At 46.3% G+C, this 18,860-nt stretch carries 9 protein-coding genes and 1 riboswitch; of the genes, 3 read left to right on the top strand and 6 right to left on the bottom strand.

Annotation, left to right across the window (positions count from 1 at the left end):
- Nucleotides 1-69: 69 nt before the first annotated feature.
- Nucleotides 70-275: riboswitch (cobalamin riboswitch) on the top strand.
- Between the two features lie 34 nt (nucleotides 276-309).
- The 3 genes from K6V26_RS19845 to K6V26_RS19835 are packed head-to-tail and all read left to right on the top strand — an operon-like array spanning nucleotide 310 to nucleotide 4,548.
- The gene (locus tag K6V26_RS19845; RefSeq protein ID WP_195586441.1) at nucleotides 310-2,310 is read left to right on the top strand and encodes a TonB-dependent receptor plug domain-containing protein; all 2,001 of its coding nucleotides are present in this window, start codon (nucleotides 310-312) and stop codon (nucleotides 2,308-2,310) included.
- A gap of 17 nt (nucleotides 2,311-2,327) precedes the next feature.
- Nucleotides 2,328-3,428 (top strand): YncE family protein, encoded by a 1,101-nt coding sequence (locus tag K6V26_RS19840; protein WP_195586440.1) that lies wholly within the window; start codon nucleotides 2,328-2,330, stop codon nucleotides 3,426-3,428.
- Nucleotide 3,429: 1 nt separating this feature from the next.
- Nucleotides 3,430-4,548 carry an ABC transporter substrate-binding protein gene (locus K6V26_RS19835; RefSeq protein WP_224263646.1) on the top strand — a complete coding sequence of 373 codons (1,119 nt, stop codon included), beginning with the start codon at nucleotides 3,430-3,432 and terminating at the stop codon, nucleotides 4,546-4,548.
- A 327-nt stretch (nucleotides 4,549-4,875) separates the two neighbouring features.
- Here the strand turns inward: K6V26_RS19835 and K6V26_RS19830 are convergent, their stop codons facing one another.
- The 6 genes from K6V26_RS19830 to K6V26_RS19805 form a co-directional block, all read right to left on the bottom strand.
- Nucleotides 4,876-6,252 carry an NAD(P)/FAD-dependent oxidoreductase gene (locus K6V26_RS19830; RefSeq protein ID WP_224263645.1) on the bottom strand — a complete coding sequence of 459 codons (1,377 nt, stop codon included), beginning with the start codon at nucleotides 6,250-6,252 and terminating at the stop codon, nucleotides 4,876-4,878.
- A 203-nt stretch (nucleotides 6,253-6,455) separates the two neighbouring features.
- Nucleotides 6,456-8,525: a ligand-binding sensor domain-containing protein gene (locus tag K6V26_RS19825; RefSeq protein WP_224263644.1), complete on the bottom strand. Its 2,070-nt coding sequence runs from the start codon at nucleotides 8,523-8,525 to the stop codon at nucleotides 6,456-6,458.
- 86 nt (nucleotides 8,526-8,611) lie between these two features.
- Complete coding sequence (gene carB / locus K6V26_RS19820) at nucleotides 8,612-11,830, bottom strand: carbamoyl-phosphate synthase (glutamine-hydrolyzing) large subunit (RefSeq protein ID WP_007655627.1); 3,219 nt, start codon at nucleotides 11,828-11,830, stop codon at nucleotides 8,612-8,614.
- A 288-nt stretch (nucleotides 11,831-12,118) separates the two neighbouring features.
- Nucleotides 12,119-13,948 carry an O-antigen ligase family protein gene (locus K6V26_RS19815; RefSeq protein ID WP_224263643.1) on the bottom strand — a complete coding sequence of 610 codons (1,830 nt, stop codon included), beginning with the start codon at nucleotides 13,946-13,948 and terminating at the stop codon, nucleotides 12,119-12,121.
- A gap of 158 nt (nucleotides 13,949-14,106) precedes the next feature.
- On the bottom strand, nucleotides 14,107-17,352 hold the full coding sequence (locus K6V26_RS19810; protein WP_224263642.1) for an efflux RND transporter permease subunit: 3,246 nt from the start codon (nucleotides 17,350-17,352) through the stop codon (nucleotides 14,107-14,109).
- A gap of 12 nt (nucleotides 17,353-17,364) precedes the next feature.
- Complete coding sequence (locus K6V26_RS19805) at nucleotides 17,365-18,843, bottom strand: TolC family protein (RefSeq protein WP_195437151.1); 1,479 nt, start codon at nucleotides 18,841-18,843, stop codon at nucleotides 17,365-17,367.
- Nucleotides 18,844-18,860 lie beyond the last annotated feature (17 nt).

Raw genomic sequence — 18,860 nt, 5'->3', positions numbered from 1 at the left:
GATCTGTTAAATTATATTACCAGGAGTAGTATTTTAAATTATCAGGTATAGTAATTGATATTATTTGTATTTTTGTCACCGGATTATGGTGTAACGGTTTGGCTTCCGCTGACCGTTAGTAAAAGGGAATCCGGTGCAAGTCCGGAACTGTACCCGTAGCTGTAAGTTCTGCAACCCCGGCAAATCTTGTTGCCACTGAGGATTTTAGGATCCTTGGGAAGGCGGCCGATCATGGGAGAACAAGTCAGAAAACCTGCCATTATTCTATATATACAATGCCTCGGGTAAGGTGTTGATGGAACTTGATATATGCGTACATTATTTATTATAGTATTTATATGCCTGACAGGCATATTTCTGTGCGTGCCTGTTCTGCACGCACAGCAGATCGATACGACTGTTTATCACCAGCTGAAAGGTGTTGAGGTCGTGGAAAAGGCGCGTCCTTCCACAACCCGCGAAGCTACACCTTTACAAGTGATGGACCGTTCGGGTATCGAACGGCTCGGCATACAGGATTTATCGGAGGCTGTTAAACGTTTCTCCGGTGCTACCGTGAAAGATTACGGTGGGATAGGAGGACTGAAGACGGTTTCAGTCCGTAGCCTGGGAGCACAACATACGGCTGTCAGCTATGACGGCGTAACGATCACGGATGCCCAGAGCGGGCAGGTGGATATCAGCCGCTTCTCGTTGGATAATGTGGAGATGATCTCACTGTCGATCGGGCAATCGGATGATATTTTCCAGACGGCACGGATGTATGCGTCGGCAGGGGCGTTGAGTGTGAAGACACGTAAGCCTGTATTCGATGGAAAACCGATGAATCTTCAGGCGAAAGCGAAAGGTGGTTCTTTTGGCTTGTTCAACCCGATGCTTCGTTATGAACAGAAGATAAGTAACCGCTTTTCCGCTTCTTTACATGCCGACTGGCTAAGTGCAAAAGGGGAATACCCTTTTACTTTGGTAAACGGAGATGTTGTAACGGAAGAAAAAAGGAAGAACAGCGATATCCAGGCACTTCGCTTGGAAGGTAATCTGTATGGCGACCTGGGTAAGGCGGGAGCATTGACCGGTAAGGTCTATTATTACGATTCCGAACGCGGACTCCCCGGTTCGGTGATATTATATAGCAACAGTAACCGGGAACGCTTGTGGAACAATAATTTCTTTACTCAGTTGCAGTATTCCAACAAATTAACGGACAATTTATCTTTACAGGCACATGCCAAGTATAATTACTCTTTCAGCAAATACCGTGATGTAAGTAATAAATACTCAGGAGGTAAGCAAGAGGATTTGAATACCCAGGAAGAGTATTACGGTTCGGTAGGCGTACTTTATTCACCCTGGAAGAACTTCTCAACCTCTCTTACGACTGATTTAGCCCATAATATGCTGGATAATAATTTTATGAATGCCCCGCAACCCAAGCGTTTGACTTCACTGTCGGTATTATCCGCCCAATATAAGAACTCGATGTTTACAGCAACAGCCAGTTTGCTGGGCACTTATATGACCGACAAAGTAAAGGCGGGCGATAAACCGGCCGACCGCAAACGTTTGTCTCCTGCGGTTAGCGTATCGTTGAGGCCTTTTCCCGATAATGCCTTTCGTGTACGTGCCTCTTACAAAGATATTTTCCGTGTTCCGACTTTCACCGATCTGTATTATCTCCGTATGGGGAATACGAACCTGCAACCGGAAAAGGCTACACAATATAATCTGGGGCTGACCTGGAGCGGAGAAGCAGGGAATCTCTTTCGTTATCTGAGTCTTTCGGCCGATGGTTATTATAATAAGGTGAAGGACAAGATTGTTGCTATTCCGACGATGTATATATGGAAGATGATGAATATGGGAGAAGTCGATATCAAAGGTCTGGATGTGAATTTCTCATCGGAAACACCTCTGCCGGCAAAGATGACCTTACTTCTTTCTGCCACCTATAGTTTTCAGAAAGCAATCGATATAACTGATCCCGACGCAAAAAATTACAAAGATCAGATACCTTATACTCCGAAGCATTCGGGAAATGCGTCGCTAACCTTGGAGAATCCGTGGGTCAACGTCTCTTATAGCTTGACTGCGGCGGGTGATAGGTATGCTTTGCCTCAAAACATAGAAAGCAACCTGATTGCCGGATATGTAGAACAGGGAATATCCCTTAACCGTGAGTTTGTGGTAAAAAAATGTAAGTTGCGTTTGCAGGGAGAAGTGATTAACCTGGGTGACAAAACATATGATATTATTCAATACTATCCAATGCCGGGACGTTCTTGGCGTTTGAGTGTGAGTATAGTTTATTAATGATAAATAAATAAGTGATGAAAAAGAAAAATTTGCTGTATGTATCTGCACTTTGTGCTTGTATGTCTTTCTCCTTTATGGGTTGTAGTGATGATGATGATAAACAGGAAATCCCATCTCTTCCGGAACAGATTTCTTTGAATGGAGTCTATGTGTTGAATAGTGGAAACAAAGGGAATAATAACTCTTCGTTGTCATTTTATGATTTCGAGACCAAAAAGGTAGAAGCGGATATCTTTAAGAAAGTCAATGGACGCGGATTGGGAGATACAGCCAACGATATCCTGGTTTATGGCTCAAAGGCTTATATAGCTGTCACTAATTCTAATACAATAGAGGTGATAGACTTACAAGGAAAGTCTTTGAAACAAATTGTTTCCGATGGCGATCCGTTACAGCCGCGTTTCTTTTCTTGTTATAATGGAAAAGTGTATGTATCATTGTATGGTGGTTATGTAGCTCGTTTGGATACAACTTCGCTCACAATTGAAAGTAAGGTGAAAGTAGGACGTAATCCGGAACAGATGGCTATAGCTAATAACAAATTGTATGTAGCAAACTCTGGTGGTGCGGATTTTAACACCGCTGTGGGATATGATAAAACTGTCTCTGTCGTTGACCTTCCTACTTTTAAAGAAAAGACTAAAATAGAAGTTGTTACTAATCCGGTGAATATGCTGGCTGATAGTCAGGGTGACGTTTATTTGGTTTCTATGGGTAACTACGGGGATATACCTAATACATTTCAGAGAATTGATTCTAAAACAGATGAAGTGACAACAATTACGGAAACGAATGCAACGGAATTTGCAGCTGTAGGCGATAAACTTTACATCATTTATTCACAGTATGATGCTAACTGGAATCAGACTATTTCTTATCTCTGTTATGATGCAATAAACGAAAAGGTAATCAGCACTGACTTTATTACGGATGGAACGGATATTAAAAAGCCTTATAAAATAGGTGCTGATACCCCGTCAAACTATGTTTTTGTGACTGAGTCTAATTATTCTACAAATGGAGATGTGTACACATTTAATCCAGCCGGTAAGTTACAGTTTAAATTTGAAGCAGGTCTGAATCCTATAAAAGTGATTTCGGCTGGTAATAAATAAGATGAAGTTTTTTATATCCACCCTCTTTCTACTTTGCTTCACACTCAGTTGTAGTGTGAAGCAGAGTTCTTCTGAAGATCAGTCGTTTTCTTCTGATACTATCCGTTACGCCCGTGGTTTCACCATACAGCACTTCACTGACTATACATCGGTAGAGGTCCGCGACCCTTGGGACAGCACCCGCATCCTGCAACGTTATCTGTTGGTGGACCGCGGTGCGTCGATGCCCGGTGATTTGCCTAAGGGGACAGTTGTACGGACACCGGTGAAGAATATCGTGGTTTATACCTCCGTTCATGCGGCTATTATTGACCAGTTGGGGGAAGCGGATAAGGTGATCGGCGTGTGTGAACCCCGGTATATGGATACGCCTTCCATTCAAGAGGGTTTGCGTGCCGGAAAGATTGCCGATCTGGGAGAGGCGACGGCGCCGAATATCGAAAAGATTATAGATATAGGGGCAGAGATCATTATAGCTTCTCCTTTTCAGAATGCAGGATACGGACCTGCCGAGAAACTGGGTATTCCTATCATTGAGGCCGCCGATTACATGGAGTCGTTGCCGTTGGGACGGACTGAATGGATACGTTTCTATGGCTTGTTATTCGGTAAGGAAGCGATGGCGGATTCAATCTTCCGGGAAACGAAAGGCCGTTATCTGGAACTGAAAGAGCTGGCAAAGACAGTCACTAACCGTCCGACCGTCATCTCCGAAAAGAAATTCGGTTCTTCCTGGTATATGCCGGCAGGCGATAGCTATGTCGCCCATCTCTACAACGATGCCGGAGCCGATTATATCTTCAAAGACCTTCCCGGAGCGGGCAGTACCCCTTTGGCTTTTGAAACCGTACTCGACAAGGCGATCCATGCCAATATGTGGCTGATCAAATATAATCAAACAAACGACATGACCTATAAAGACCTTCGTACCGAGTATACGCCCTATGAAAACTTTGATGCCTTTAAGAACCGCCGGATTTATACCTGTAATACGGGAATAGTACCCTATTACGAGGAATTTCCGATACATCCCGATTACCTCCTGAAAGACCTTGTATGGGTATTCCATCCGGAGTTATTGCCGGGTTATACGCCCCGGTATTATCGGAAGATGGAGTAATCCTACTAATTATTAAGACTAACCTATGGACTAACTAATTCAAGGGTTACGACTCAGTGTTTTCAGGGTGTACACCGTAGTTGATTATGGTGTACAGGATAACTAGCCAAGGTGTACAGGGTAATCCACTAGCCTGTACACCCTGATAGTAGTGGGTAAGGACTTTCGTTCTAGTGAGTAAGGAGTTTCGACTTAATAAGTGGTAGCCTTCCTTTTAGTTGGAGGGTGGGTAGGGGATAATAAAACAAAATCCCCGGCTCAGAGATTGAGGCCGGGGATTTTCTGTAGTTTGGCATTTGAATTATAGGGAGTTGTTATTTTGGTCCGTTATGCGTAACCGTTCAGCATTCCGTAGAAATACATCGGTTTCAACATGTAAACTTTCAGTAACCAGGCCGCCCATTGTTCCTTGGATGTGTCCAGCATGCTGAACGGGAACGAGTGAACCGGCTTTTTATCATAGTCGAACTCGCACAACAGTACGTGTCCATAGTCTGTTACGATCGGGCAGGCAGCATATCCGTTGTATTTCTCAACAGGTTCTTTGCCTTCCATCAACGAGATCAGGTTTTTGGCAGCGATCGGCACTTGCATGCGTACTGCCGCAGATGTTTTACTGGTCGGTATCCCGGCAACATCTCCCAGGGAGACGATGTTCGGATAAGTTTTGTGAACCAGTGTCGCTTTATCAACCATCACCCAGGCATCGGCAGCCAGTTTGCCTTCCGTCCATCCCAGACCGGCCTCGCGAACGAAATCGGGAGCCGACATAGGCGGAGTGAAATGAAGGAAATCGTAATCTTCCACGAATGGAGTATATACTTTCTCTTCTCCGACTGTTTCAACCTTTTCAAAATGTACCTGTTTGGCTGCCGTATCGACACCTTTCACGCGAACATTGAGATTGATGGGAATATTACGTTCCTTGTAAATCTCCAGCAGACGGGGAGTATAAAACGGAATATCGTACAGCTCTTTCGCTGCTGTGAAGTAATCCAGTTTCAAATTGTCCCGTGTGCCTTGTTTGCGGCTGTAATCTTCTGTCAGCAAACAAATCTTTTTCGGTGCTCCGCCACATTTATGCTTTGTGTATGTATCTGTGTAGATACCACGGCCGCCTGTCTTTGCGAATTCCTGAAGCGCTTTCCAGGTTTTTTGTGCACCTTCGTAATCATATATACAGTGAGCATTTCCTGCTCCTAATGTATCGTGTGTAATCCCTTCCACCTTTTCCCAGTTAATCTGTATGCCTGGTGTCAGGACTAAAAAGTCGTAAGCGACTTTTCCATTGTTGTTCGTCGTTACCAGGTTCATGACCGGGTCAACGGAGGCAACAGAATCTTTAATCCATTTTACGCCGTCGGGAATGCAATCTTCCTGCTTCTTCCATACTTCGTCCGGTTTATAAACACCGGAGGCGATCAATGTAAAGCCGGGTTGGTAGAACTGTCGGTCGCTGGGGTCTATCAATGTAATGTCCGGGCTATCCAACCAGTGCATCAAACGTGCAGCCATACTAATTCCGGCAGCCCCTCCACCGATTATCAGGATTTTCCCTTTTGCATTGCTAGAGAATGCATGAGCTTTTTGTGTACCCACAGCAGTTATAACTCCTGCTGCTGTTAATATTTTGAGGAAATGGCGGCGACTGATACCCTGCCTTTCCAACTCTTCCAGTTGTTCTTCCAAATCGTGCTTCATCATGTCTATAGAAATTAAGATTCAATTGCACTGGCAAAGGAAACACATTTAGAAACATAACGATTAAAAAGTACTACTACACTACTTGCGCAAATGTTTTGTGTGAGAGGAAATACTACATCAAGCCTTTCTCATGTCTACTACAGTAGCGGGTAATTAATTGTATAATAGCAGTTTGGAGGAATACTGATTCTAGAAAATACTTTTTAGAAATTCATGAGGAAATCAATGAGATTCGTATCGCTGTCGAGTGACAGGCGCTTTCTTAACCGGTACCGTCGTAATTCTATCGCACGGACTGATACGTTTAACAATGATGCGATTTCTTTGGTGGAAAGATTCATGCGGAGCAGGCAACAGATACGTAAGTCGCCGGTGGTAATGTCGGAGTATTGTTGGCGTAACCGGTCAATGAAATTCTGATGGGCGCTGTTGAAATGCGTCTCAAACAACAACCAGTCCGCCTGGTCGTTCAACGATTCTTCCATCAGGTTTTTCATCCGGGTGTACAGTTTGTTCGGATACCGGTCGCCCAATGTCTCTTTCTGTTGCTCCAGTTCGTCAAGCAGTTTCTGTACCGCCTGGTTTCTTTTTACCAGGGCGGAGGTTTGCAGGGTCAGTTCGTTATTCTTGTTTTGCAGCTCGGCTTCCAGCATCCGGCTTTTCATCTGCTGGATTTTCTGTTCTTCCGCCTGCCTTTTTGCATCCAGCTTGCTCTTTTCTTCCCGTTGCAGGTTTTTCAGATGGTAGCTGAGTGTGTATTTGCCTATTACGGCGATGGCGATGATATAGATCAGCCACGCCCATATCGTGTTGTACCAGGCCGGGCGGACGGTGATCGGAATGGCGATTTCAAGGTACGGCCCTTTTACTACATATTTGCGGATCTTGAGTACGTATTTTCCTTCCGGAAGTTGCAGGAAAGAGATCTCCCCGCCTTTTTGCCAGGGCGACCAGTTTGAAGAAACACCCTCTATCATATAACTGATCTGATGGTTCGGGGTAAAGATCGTGCTTCCTACATAGACGGAAAGTTCCTGAAAATTATGGGGGAGAGTGATCTTTTCCGAATTGACCGGCAAGTTGTGTACGCCATCTTTGTCGATATACTTTATTTCGGATATTTGCAGGGGCGTGGCAGGGCCGAGGCTCCCCTCTATCAGGTCGCGTATATTGACCAGCAAGGCTCCCTGCATGGCCGAGATCAGGTGAAGCGTGTCATTCAAAGGATATATCCTTCGGTCTCTGCTCACCATATTCATATTGTAGTTATTGAGCAGAATGCGGCATTTCAGTGTCCCTTTCCCGTTATCGTTATGGAACAGGCCGGCTTCGTTTTTGGCACAAAGCCAATAGGTGTTATCGCCGATAGGATAGATCTGTTCCGCATGGGCAAACTCTCCCAATGATTCGGTGTCGTAGAATACATTGCTGACACGGAGCGAGTCGTACACACTGTTCTGTGGCAGGAGGTGGAATGTCTCTTTCTTTATATCGACCGGTTCAAAATGATCACCGGCGTCTAATGTCCTTTTGAAATATCCGATATTCGTCTGGATATATAATGTGTCGTTGAAGAGCGTAGCATTTTTCAGTTTTCCTATCTGGCTTCGCTTCCCCAGCAAAGTGATCGAGGGGTCGAATGTTATCTGTGAGATGCCGTTGTCGAAAGCCAGCCATATCTGTTGCGCATCCTGGATGCAGATGGCGCGCACGATATTGTCGGGTAATGACTGGTCGTGGGTTGACAGATGGCGCAGGATAATCCCTTCCGGGCTTGTTATATATAATCCGTTGTTGGTGGTACCGATAAAATACAGGTCGTTTATAGTCGTAAAGACAGAGGGTTGTGCATGCAGTATCTCATCGGGCAGGATGAACGGAATGGGAGCGGGCGGTTCTTTAAACTTGACTTCTGCCGGTATCGTGGAGAGCTTATGGTAACGCATAACACCTAAATGGTCGAGGGTCCATCCTCCGAAAGAACCTTCACTGATGGTATAGATCGTGTCGTTGAGGAATGTTACGCCGTTTATAACCGATTTATCGGGTGTTTCATAAAGCTTCCAGGTGTTTCCGTCAAATGTGAGCAGTCCGGAATTATTGGCTACATAGAGCACGCCGTCGGAGGCTACCGACAGTCCCCAGTTCTGACAACTGGCTTTATAATCATCTACCGAGAAGTTTTTTACGAATAAATTAGGGACGACTACCGATGCATGCGCGACCATGAATGTCACCATGAATGTCAGGAATAATAACGGTAGTCTGTACATGGGCATGATTTAAAATTAAACAGGTAGAGACAAGGTAATACCCTGTCTCTACGTATTATGGTCACAAATATAATAAAAATATTTGCTTATTTGTAATCTTGCCAGTCTTTGATCTGGATATCTTTTACATCCATCGTGCAGAATGCTTCGATAAATGCGCTAGCCAGACGAGCGTTGGTGATCAATGGAATGTTATGATCGATCGCAGCACGACGGATCTTGTAACCGTTGGTCAGCTCGCGTTTGCTATGATCTTTCGGGATGTTTACAACCAGTTCGAATACGTGATTGCTGAACATATCCATGATATTCAGGTCGCCCTGTTCATCCGGCCAGCATACGGCAGTCGCTTCGATTCCGTTCTCATTCAGGAACTTGGCGGTTCCGGCAGTACCATAGATCTTGTATCCCTTTGTGCTCAGCAGGCGGCAGGGTTCCAGCAAATCTACTTTGCTCTTGGCTGCTCCCGAAGAAACCAGGATATTCTTTTTAGGAATGTTGTTGCCAACAGCGATCATGGCAGACAGCAATGCTTCGTTGAAGTCGTCGCCGATACAACCTACTTCACCGGTCGAGCTCATATCCACACCCAGTACCGGGTCGGCTTTATGCAGACGGGCGAATGAGAACTGAGATGCTTTTACACCGATCCAGTCGATATCGAAAGCGCTCTTGTCCGGTTTGGTATAAGGAGCATCCAGCATGATGCGTGTAGCCGTTTCGATGAAGTTGCGTTTCAGCACTTTGGATACGAACGGGAAGCTACGTGATGCACGCAGGTTACATTCGATTACCTTCACGTCGTTGTTCTTAGCCAGGAACTGGATATTGAACGGACCACTGATGTTCAGCTCTTTGGCGATCATCTTGCTCACCTTCTTGATGCGGCGCGCTGTTTCGAAATAGATTTTCTGGGCCGGGAATACCAGTGTAGCGTCACCTGAGTGAACACCGGCAAACTCGATATGTTCGGAGATTGCATATTCAACCACTTCGCCGTTCATGGCTACAGCGTCGAATTCAACTTCTTTCGCTCCTTGCAGGAATTCGGATACGACAACCGGATATTCTTTGGATACCTTGGCGGCCAGATCCAGGAATTCGATCATCTGTTCCTTGTTGTGGCAAACGTTCATCGCAGCTCCTGAAAGTACATATGACGGACGGATCAGGATCGGGAATCCTACCTTTTCGATAAATCCGTCGATCTCTTCCATACTGGTCAACTCTGCCCAACGCGGCTGGTCGATGCCCAGTGTATCCAGCATCGCGGAGAATTTGTGACGGTTCTCAGCGCGGTCGATCGACAGCGGAGAAGTACCCAGCACCGGAACATTCTGGCGATACAGTTTCATTGCCAGGTTGTTCGGAATCTGACCTCCCACGGATACGATTACACCCTTCGGCATTTCCAGGTCCATTACATCGAGTACACGTTCGAAAGAAAGTTCGTCGAAGTACAGACGGTCGCACATATCGTAGTCGGTAGAAACCGTTTCCGGGTTATAGTTGATCATGATCGACTTGTAACCCAACTTGCGGGCTGTCTGGGCTGCATTGACCGAACACCAGTCGAACTCTACGGAAGAACCGATGCGGTAAGCACCTGAACCCAGGATAACCACGCTCTTGTCGTTCTTGTAGTAAGGAATATCATGTTCGCTGCCATCGTATGTCATGTACAGGTAGTTTGTCAGTTCCGGATGTTCGGAAGCGATTGTGTTGATACGTTTTACGCTCGGCAGAACGCCCAGTTTCTTACGCAGGTTACGTACACGGATGTTTTCTTTTTCCATGTTTCCTTCCGGATTTTCAACGTAACGAGCGATCTGGAAGTCAGAGAAACCTAAACGTTTCGCTTCTTTCAGTACATCTTCGGGCAGATCTTCGATCTTATTGTATTGAGACAATACTTTCGCATAGTCTACGATATTTTTCAAACCGTTCAGGAACCACGGAGTGATCTTTGACAGTTCGTGGATACGTTCTACGGTATACCCTTCTTCCAGCGCTTTTGCTACGGCGAAGATACGCAGGTCGGTCGGGTTTGCCAAGGCGTCGTCCAGGTTGTCGAATTCCAGGTCGTTGTTTCCTACGAAACCGTGCATGCCCTGTCCGATCATACGCAGACCTTTCTGCATGATCTCTTCGAAGCTCTTACCGATCGACATGATTTCGCCGACAGACTTCATGCTTGAACCGATCAGGCGGCTTACGCCAACGAACTTAGTTAAGTCCCAACGTGGGATCTTCACGATCATATAATCAACTTCCGGAGCTTTGTATGCCGAGTTCGGAGTACCCATTTCGCCGATTTGATCGAGGCTGTAACCCAATGCCAGTTTAGCGGCAACGAAAGCCAGAGGATAACCGCTTGCTTTGGATGCCAGGGCGGAAGAACGGCTCAGACGAGCATTCACTTCGATCACACGGTAGTCGCAAGTATCTGAATTGAATGCGTACTGGATGTTACATTCACCTACGATACCCAGGTGGCGGATCGTCTTGGTAGACAGTTCTTTCAGCAGATCCAGCTCCTTGTCGGTCAGTGAGCAGGTAGGGGCAACCACAATACTTTCACCGGTATGTACACCCAGCGGGTCGACGTTTTCCATGCTTACAACCGTGAAGCAATGGTCGTTTTTATCGCGGATTACTTCGAATTCAATTTCTTTCCAGCCTTTCAGCGATTCTTCCACCAGGATCTGTGAAGAATAAGCGAAAGCGCTTTCTGCCAGTGTGCGCAGTTCTGCTTCATCCTTGCAGATACCGCTACCCATACCGCCCAGTGCATAGGCAGAACGGATCATTACCGGGAAACCGATCTTGTAAGCAGCTTTCACTGCATCTTCCATCGTTTCAACAGCCTGGCTGATCGGAGTTTTTACGTCGATTTCATTCAGTTTCTTTACAAACAGGTCGCGGTCTTCTGTGTACATGATAGCTTCAACAGAAGTTCCCAGTACCTTTACGCCATATTTGGCAAGTGTGCCGCTGGTGTATAACTGAGTACCGCAGTTCAGGGCAGTCTGGCCACCAAAAGCCAGCAGGATTCCGTCCGGTTGTTCTTTTTTGATTACTTCTTCAACAAAATACGGAGTGATAGGCAGGAAATACACCTTGTCTGCTACCCCTTCCGATGTTTGGATAGTTGCAATGTTCGGATTCAGCAAAACGGTACTGATACCTTCTTCTTTCAGTGCCTTCAATGCTTGTGAACCGGAATAGTCAAACTCTCCGGCCTGTCCGATCTTCAGGGCACCCGAGCCCAGAACAATCACCTTTTTGATTCCAATCTTCGACATAGTAATTGGGTTGTTTTGTTTATTAATATATTATAGAATGTTATATCTTACTTAATCGCCACTTGCGGGACACAAAAAAAATGCGTTAGTAAAAATAACCAACGCATCTTATATAAAGAAATTATTATCCCGTAAATTAAAAAAATGAGCTTCGATATCCGGCGTTGAACCGGAAATAAACATCGGATTACAAGTATGTATCTTATTCGTCATGAAACTCTTCCTTCCAAAATTTCGGCAAAGATAGGGGATATAATTTAAATGTGCAATAAAAACAAAGGGATTGTTCTATTTACTGTTTGCCATTTGTTGTAAAAGAAGTTGATAGACTTCTTCTTTCATCTGCCTGGCGGGTTTGAAGCAGGTGTCCGGCTGTTTGGTCAACACGGAATGGGCAGCCAGCCTGAGCTTGTCCGGGTGGTAGTAGTTTGTTTCCGCATATAATTTGGTTAGCAGATAATAAGTATCTATCTGTTCCGGAAGAATATGCAGGCATTGCAGTAAATATTTCTCAGCCAGCTTATAAAGTCCGAGTTGCTGGTGGCTTTGGGCAAGGATATAGTAGAATTCGGGATCAGCACTTAACCGGATGGCCCGACGACTCCAGATGATGGCATTCGAATACTGTCCGGATTGTTGCAGGCACCGGGCGCCTTCCAGCAGGAACTCGGCCCGGTGGGAGAGGCGCGGGTACAAGCTCATATATCCTTGTGCGGCAACTTTCTGTTCTTCCTTTTCTACCAGGATCCGCAAAGTCTTCCATTCTTTGTACGGTTCGTAATAACTTCGCTGTCCGAAAAACAGGATACAGGCGACTAAGGCAGCGAATGTCCCGATATAAGGAAAACTTTTCACGGACGATTTCTGTTGTTTTTCCGTCCGGGTGACACACATTGCCGAGAAGAAAATAAGCAGAACCCAGAATGACGGTAGTTGCAACGGGTAGGAATACATGGAGAAGAAAAGTAACGAAAGGATACCTCCCGTTGCCCCGACCTGTTTGTTTTTCAGCCCGTAATAGAGGCAGAAAGCGATCCATAACGCAAAGAGAAGCAGTCCGGCGATACCGAATTCGAGTCCTATCTGCAAATAATCGTTGAAGGCGAAAGGGGGACAGGTCGCAGCCATCCGTTCCGTATCGGAGGCCTTCGTCGATGCGAGGTAGTTGGCCTGTGTCTGGGCGAATGAGACGGGGAAACCTCCCAGCCCAGTGCCGGTGACAGGCTTGTTCAGTATGGCCTGGGTCGTTACGTTCCACATCAGCATCCGGTTGGCGGATTTCTCGGTGCTGAAAACACTGCCCAATGTCGGCAATCCGGAAATAACGATAAATAAGACAATGCAGCTGACAATCACAGTTTTGTTATGCTTTATAACCCTTTTCTTCAATAACTGCCACCCTGATTTCCGGAGATAGAAGACCCAGCAGCATGAGATTCCGGCTGCCAGCCATGCCGAATAGCTTTTCCCGCCGGGAAGTCCTATCAGGATGAGTATGATCGTGAATGCCGACAGGTAGAATAGCATCGTCCTTGTTTCCCACCAGGCCAGTTTGTCGCAATCGCGAAACCGTAAAGCCAGGTTCAGGCATACGGGGAGTACGATTGCCAGATAACCGGAGAAGGGGCCGGGGCTGAAAATAAGTCCGTCACCTTTGAGTAGCGGATGGTTTGTCGATGCTCCCCCGTACAGTTGCCCCATTCCCCAGGCCGCTTCGAAGATACCTGTACATATAATAATGGACAGGAAGAAAAGCCTGAGTTCCGGGTGGGCTTGCAACGTGGCTCGCAGCATAAACCATAAGGTCGTAATTTGTCCGACGAAAAGAAGTCTTTCCGGTTCCGGGTCCAGCTCATAGTTGTAATTTAGCAAGGCCAGACCGGCAAAAAGTAATAAAAGTCCGTCGGGTAATGAGAAGGTAAAATTGCTTTTTTTCACTGTGGCTTCCATAAACAATACACTGAATGCAAGTAATAAAATAGAGAAATGAAACCAGAATACTTTACCTGTGATGGTTCCTTCAGCAATTTCGGGGTTTGCAGCAAATACAATGCACAAAAGTAACGCTCCGCTCGTAGAGAGGGATAATAGTCGTAGATACTTAAATAAAACTTTCATCTTTAAATTATTTTTAGGGTGATATCGGACTTTCAACTTCTGCAACTTTTCTGCTCCTGCATAAAACATTTAAGACGTAAGAAGGGTTTGGATAATTAACAAATCGTCCAAGAATATCACAAAATTAGGAAAGAAAAACAGTTATTGGCGGTTAAGTTTTAACAAGATGATTGTTTCTTCAAAGTAAAAATAGGCAGGTATATGAAGATGCCGAGGATCGACATGGTCAATCCGCCGATGGTCCCGGCTGCCAGCGGAAACCAGAAGGCTTCTTTATCGGGACCTAACATAAACGGAATAAATCCGAGTATGGTAGAGATCACGGTCAGGAAGATCGGTGTGATCTTGGCATTCCATGCTTTCAGGTAAAGGCGCCAGGCGGGCATTTTGGGGCTGGCTTCGCGAAGTTGGTTATATTCGTTTAATATATAGATACTTGCATTTACCGTGATACCGCATAGCAGGACAAACGACGCAAATCCTCCCTGGTCGAAATTCAGCTTGAACCAGTAGAATGTCAGGAACACCCCGATATAGGAGATAGGGATGACGAAGATAACAGCCAGCGGTTGTTTCAGCGAATTGAACAGAATACTGGTCGTAAAGAAAATAATGGCAATGATCAGCAGCAATAACAGATACTGTTTATTGTCTTTGGTGTTCCAACTCCAGTAATTACTATCCGATTTGGCAGTGTATCCCATCGGTAACGATGCGTTGAATTCTTTCAATACACGTTCCTGTATCTTGGTCCCCTGATTGGATGCACCGATATATTCATATTGAAGGCACAGGCGGTATTGCTGGTTCACCTTGGCTACTTTTTGCGGCATCTGCCCTTTTTCGACGGTGGCCAGTTCCGACAGTTTATAAGGTTTGCCCTTAATGCTCTGGGGGACGTATTGCATGCTCCAGACATCATAATCTTTTGACTGGCGCGAACTTAGTTTCAGCTTTTCCGTTTCATTGTCGACAACGATCGTACCGCTGTAGATATCCTTTCCGAACACTGGGTTGATGGAGGCGAACAGTTCGATCGGCAGGATATTTTCCTGTGCCATCCGTGCCTTGTCCAGATTGAAATAGAATTCCTGATAATCGTCTTTCCACCACGAAAATTCAGAGTTGATCAGTACTTCCTTGATACGGCGGTAGGTAAGAAGTGTATCCTTCAACTGTTCCGCCCAGGTGTATAATTCGTCATAGTTATAGCCGAACATTTCGATACGGAACGAACCTGCTCCTTCCCGTACGTCGTTGCTGAAGCCCTGGTCCTGAAGCCCGTACACACCCCAGCTACCGCCGCCCAGTTCCAGCGCCTTGCTGATAATCTTGCTTTTCAGCGTATAAGGGAATCCGCTTCGCTCTGCCGCTTTGGTGAAATAAATGCGTATGCCCGCCTGCCGCGCACTGTAAATGTTCGTCTGGAACTGGCGTATGTCCTTGAATGTGCTGAGGTAAGCCTCCATGCGTCCCATCAACTGATTCATCTGTTCCAGTGTAGTCCCGTTGGGAAGTGAGGCAGTGACCGACAGGACCGTTTCGTCGTTGCGGGTAAAATAACTGCCTTCATACACTTTTTGCACGAACAGGCGCAAGGTTCCTCCCAGTGCTTTGTCCATTATCGGCTTGACTTTCTCCTTATAGGTCTCGCTTGAGACAATCTTGTTGTATTTTTCAATGAGCAGCGAGTCTGTAGCCGTATATACCTTGTCCTTGTCATCCATTTCTATTTTTTCAGGGAGCAGGAAGACCGGCAATCCGAAAGCCAGTAGCAACAGAAAACATGCGGTCTTTTTCCATCGGCAAAGGAAGCTGATCTGTGCATGGTAATATCTGTTGAAATAGACCGGGAACCGTTTTAAAAATCTGTTTCCCCACCTTCTGATCCGCGGAAACCAGGTGGTTTTCGGTTTCAGGGAGAGCTTCGCTTTCCGGGCGGCGCTTTTCTTTTGTCCCAGTCCCAGCTTCTCTATCAGGGCAGGAACGAAGAGCAGGGCGATCGCCAGCGACACTGCCAGGTTGATGATTACCACAGCTGCAAAATCCTGTAGGTTCAGCCGTATTTTTTCATCGAGGAAGAAAATGATCACCAGCGCACCGATAGTCGTCAGCGTTGCCGTCAGGATGGAAAGGAAGGCTTTGCGGTTATGGCGGTTGCGTATATGGTCGGTCATCACGATCGTATTGTCGATTACCAGGCTTAACGATATGGTAACTCCCGCCAGCGAGTAAAGCTGCATTTCCAGTTTTGCCAGATAGAAAAAGATAACGGCAATACACAGGTTTACGCTCAGGCTGACCACGATCAGGAACAGATAGCGCACATTCCGGGTGATCAGCAGGACGAACAATAAAAGAATCAGGATCGTAAGTCCCGTACGTACATATATCTTATCCAGTTCATTCTGGATAAACTCGGTCGCGTCATAACTGGTATGCACCTCATATCCCTGCGGTAATAACTGGCGGATATGCTCCATCTCCTCTTTCACCTGTTTGGCGAGTTCCAGCTGGTTGGCTGTCTCTTCCGCACGGATGGAGAGATAGATCGAGTTCAGTCCGTTGATACGGTAATAGCTTTGGGGAGCCTCTTCCTGGCGGGTGACTTTCAGCAACTGGTCCAGGCGTATCAGCTTCCCTTCTTTACTGGTGACGGTTATGTGGGAAGCCTCGAAACCCTCCCGTACATCTTCCGGTATCAGGGCGAGGCGAATCCATTCCTCCTGTTCGTTTGTATTGACATTTCCGGTTCCCAGGAATTCTTTGTTATAGTATTGAGCGATCGCATTCTGTATGTCATTGGTGGTAATGCCGAGCGACACGAGTTGCCGGCTGTCATACTCCAGTCGCCATTCCATCGGTGTGGCCCCGCGTACATCGATCCGGTAAATACCCGGGATACCGGCGAGGCGCGGTTTGATCTGGTCCTCCGCAAACCGCTGGATAAAGATCGGAGTTGCCGCCGCATTCAGCGTATAGGTCATGAACGGGCCGGATTCCTTGTCGTCCGGGCGGCTCATCTCCAGTATCGGATAGCTTAATCCGTCGGGCAGGCTGGGCCATGTCTGGCGTACGATCGTGGATGCCTCGAAACGGGCGGCATCGATATTGGTATGTTTGTCAAGTTCCAGTGTCACATATCCCCAGCCATTTCCGGAAGTGGAGTTGATCTCCTTGATTCCCTTGATACGTGCCAGCATCGATTCCAGCCGCGAAGTGACCTCCATCTCGATTACACGTGCCGAGTTGCCGGGCATATTATAGCTGACGGTCAGCCGGGGCAATGTGCGTGAGGGAGACAGCTTGATCGGCAGGAGAGGGATGAAAGCCAGTCCTGTCAGCGCCACACAAAGGAAGGTGACGATGATCGTAAAGGATGATATCTTGGGAGATGTGCTCATTGAATCTGTTACTTATAGTCCGTGCGTAAAATCAAATTCCCGTGCCAGTGATATGCCGGTTTCAAAATCATGCAGTGTCAGTTTCCGTATTTTAAAATAACTCAGCCAGTAATTTTGCAGGGCGGAGATATAGTTGCGCTGTGCTTCCTGCTGGCGGTTCAGCGATAAGGTCAGGCTGTTGATGTCCGCTTTCCCGATCATAAACCGTTGCTTTGTCTCACTGTAAGCCATAACAGCTAGGTCGAGCGCCTCTTCTGCACTTGAGATCAGGTTTTGCTGGATATTGAAGTCACCGACAGTCATGATCACGTCTTCCTCTACCGTCAGTTCCTCCTGGCGGGCGGAAATCTGTGTCACGTTCAGATTATTCTTGGCAATGTTATGTTTTCCTTTCCGTACGCCCCAGTCGACGAGAGGGATAGATACGGAAACGGATACCATATCTTGTTGCAGCGGGTCGCGATATGCGTCACTCAGTTTGGTCGCAACCTGGTTGAATCCTATGCTGGCGTTGATGGAGGCATTGAACATGGCCTCTTTTTTTGTCTTATCCACTTGCTGTTCGGCTTCAAGTACCTGTTGTTTGGTGTCAAGGAACTTCGGGTTGTTTTCGCGGGCAAGTGTCAGAGCTTCGTCAACAGAAATATGCATATCTTTCGGACGTCCTGGCAGGTTTAGTCGTATTTCCGTGTTTTTGTCGAAGTTGAGGAAAGAGGCGAGACTGAACATCGCTCTTTTCAGAGATATTTCTGCGTTTTGTAATGTATTGCGTGCGTTGACGGCATCCAGTTTCAATGTCAGCAGCTCTGCTTTGTTGATTGATGCAATCTTATGTCGCTCCTGTCCTGTCTGGTATAAGGTATCGGTCGACGCTACATTTTCTTTAGCCAGATCATATTCCGCCTGTGCCATGGCCAAGGCAAAGAAGTAGGAGGTAGCCTGTTCACTGATATTTTCAATATTGTACAGTAATTCTTTTTTCGCTTTCTCATATTTGAGTGGCTCGATTTTCCGTTCCCACCGGAAGGGGTTATATCCTAACAGACTTTGGTTATAACCGATTCGGATCGGTACGGTCGTAAACTGGTTATAAGCATTATCTCCGAAATTACGCATATACCCTAAATCCGAATCCAGATAGAAAGTACCTCCCAACAAGTCGAAATTCTGTTTGATGGCGAGGCCGCCCTCTGCGTAATAAGATTGCTGTTTTCTGTAAACATCGATATCATTCTCGGAATCATATCGTCGTGTGATATCGCGATAATACTGTGCCGGAGTCAGGTTCAACGTCAGGCTTGGCAAACGTCCCGCCTTGAATGTCCTGTATTGCCAGTATCCGGCCAAAAACATATTCTTTGTCCTGAATGCCTCCAGCGAACTATCCCCCGCCAATGCAATCGTCCGCTCCAGCGACAGCGTAAGCGGCTGGGCATTCAGATAGACTGAGGTAAATAACAGGAACGATAATAATATTTTACATATCTTCATAACGGCATTATATATAA

Origin of the sequence: Parabacteroides goldsteinii, from assembly GCF_020091425.1 — a bacterium.
In the GTDB taxonomy this organism is placed as follows: domain Bacteria; phylum Bacteroidota; class Bacteroidia; order Bacteroidales; family Tannerellaceae; genus Parabacteroides; species Parabacteroides goldsteinii.
The sequence above is the reverse complement of the archived record's forward strand: the minus strand, read 5'-3'. Positions and strand labels throughout refer to the sequence as shown.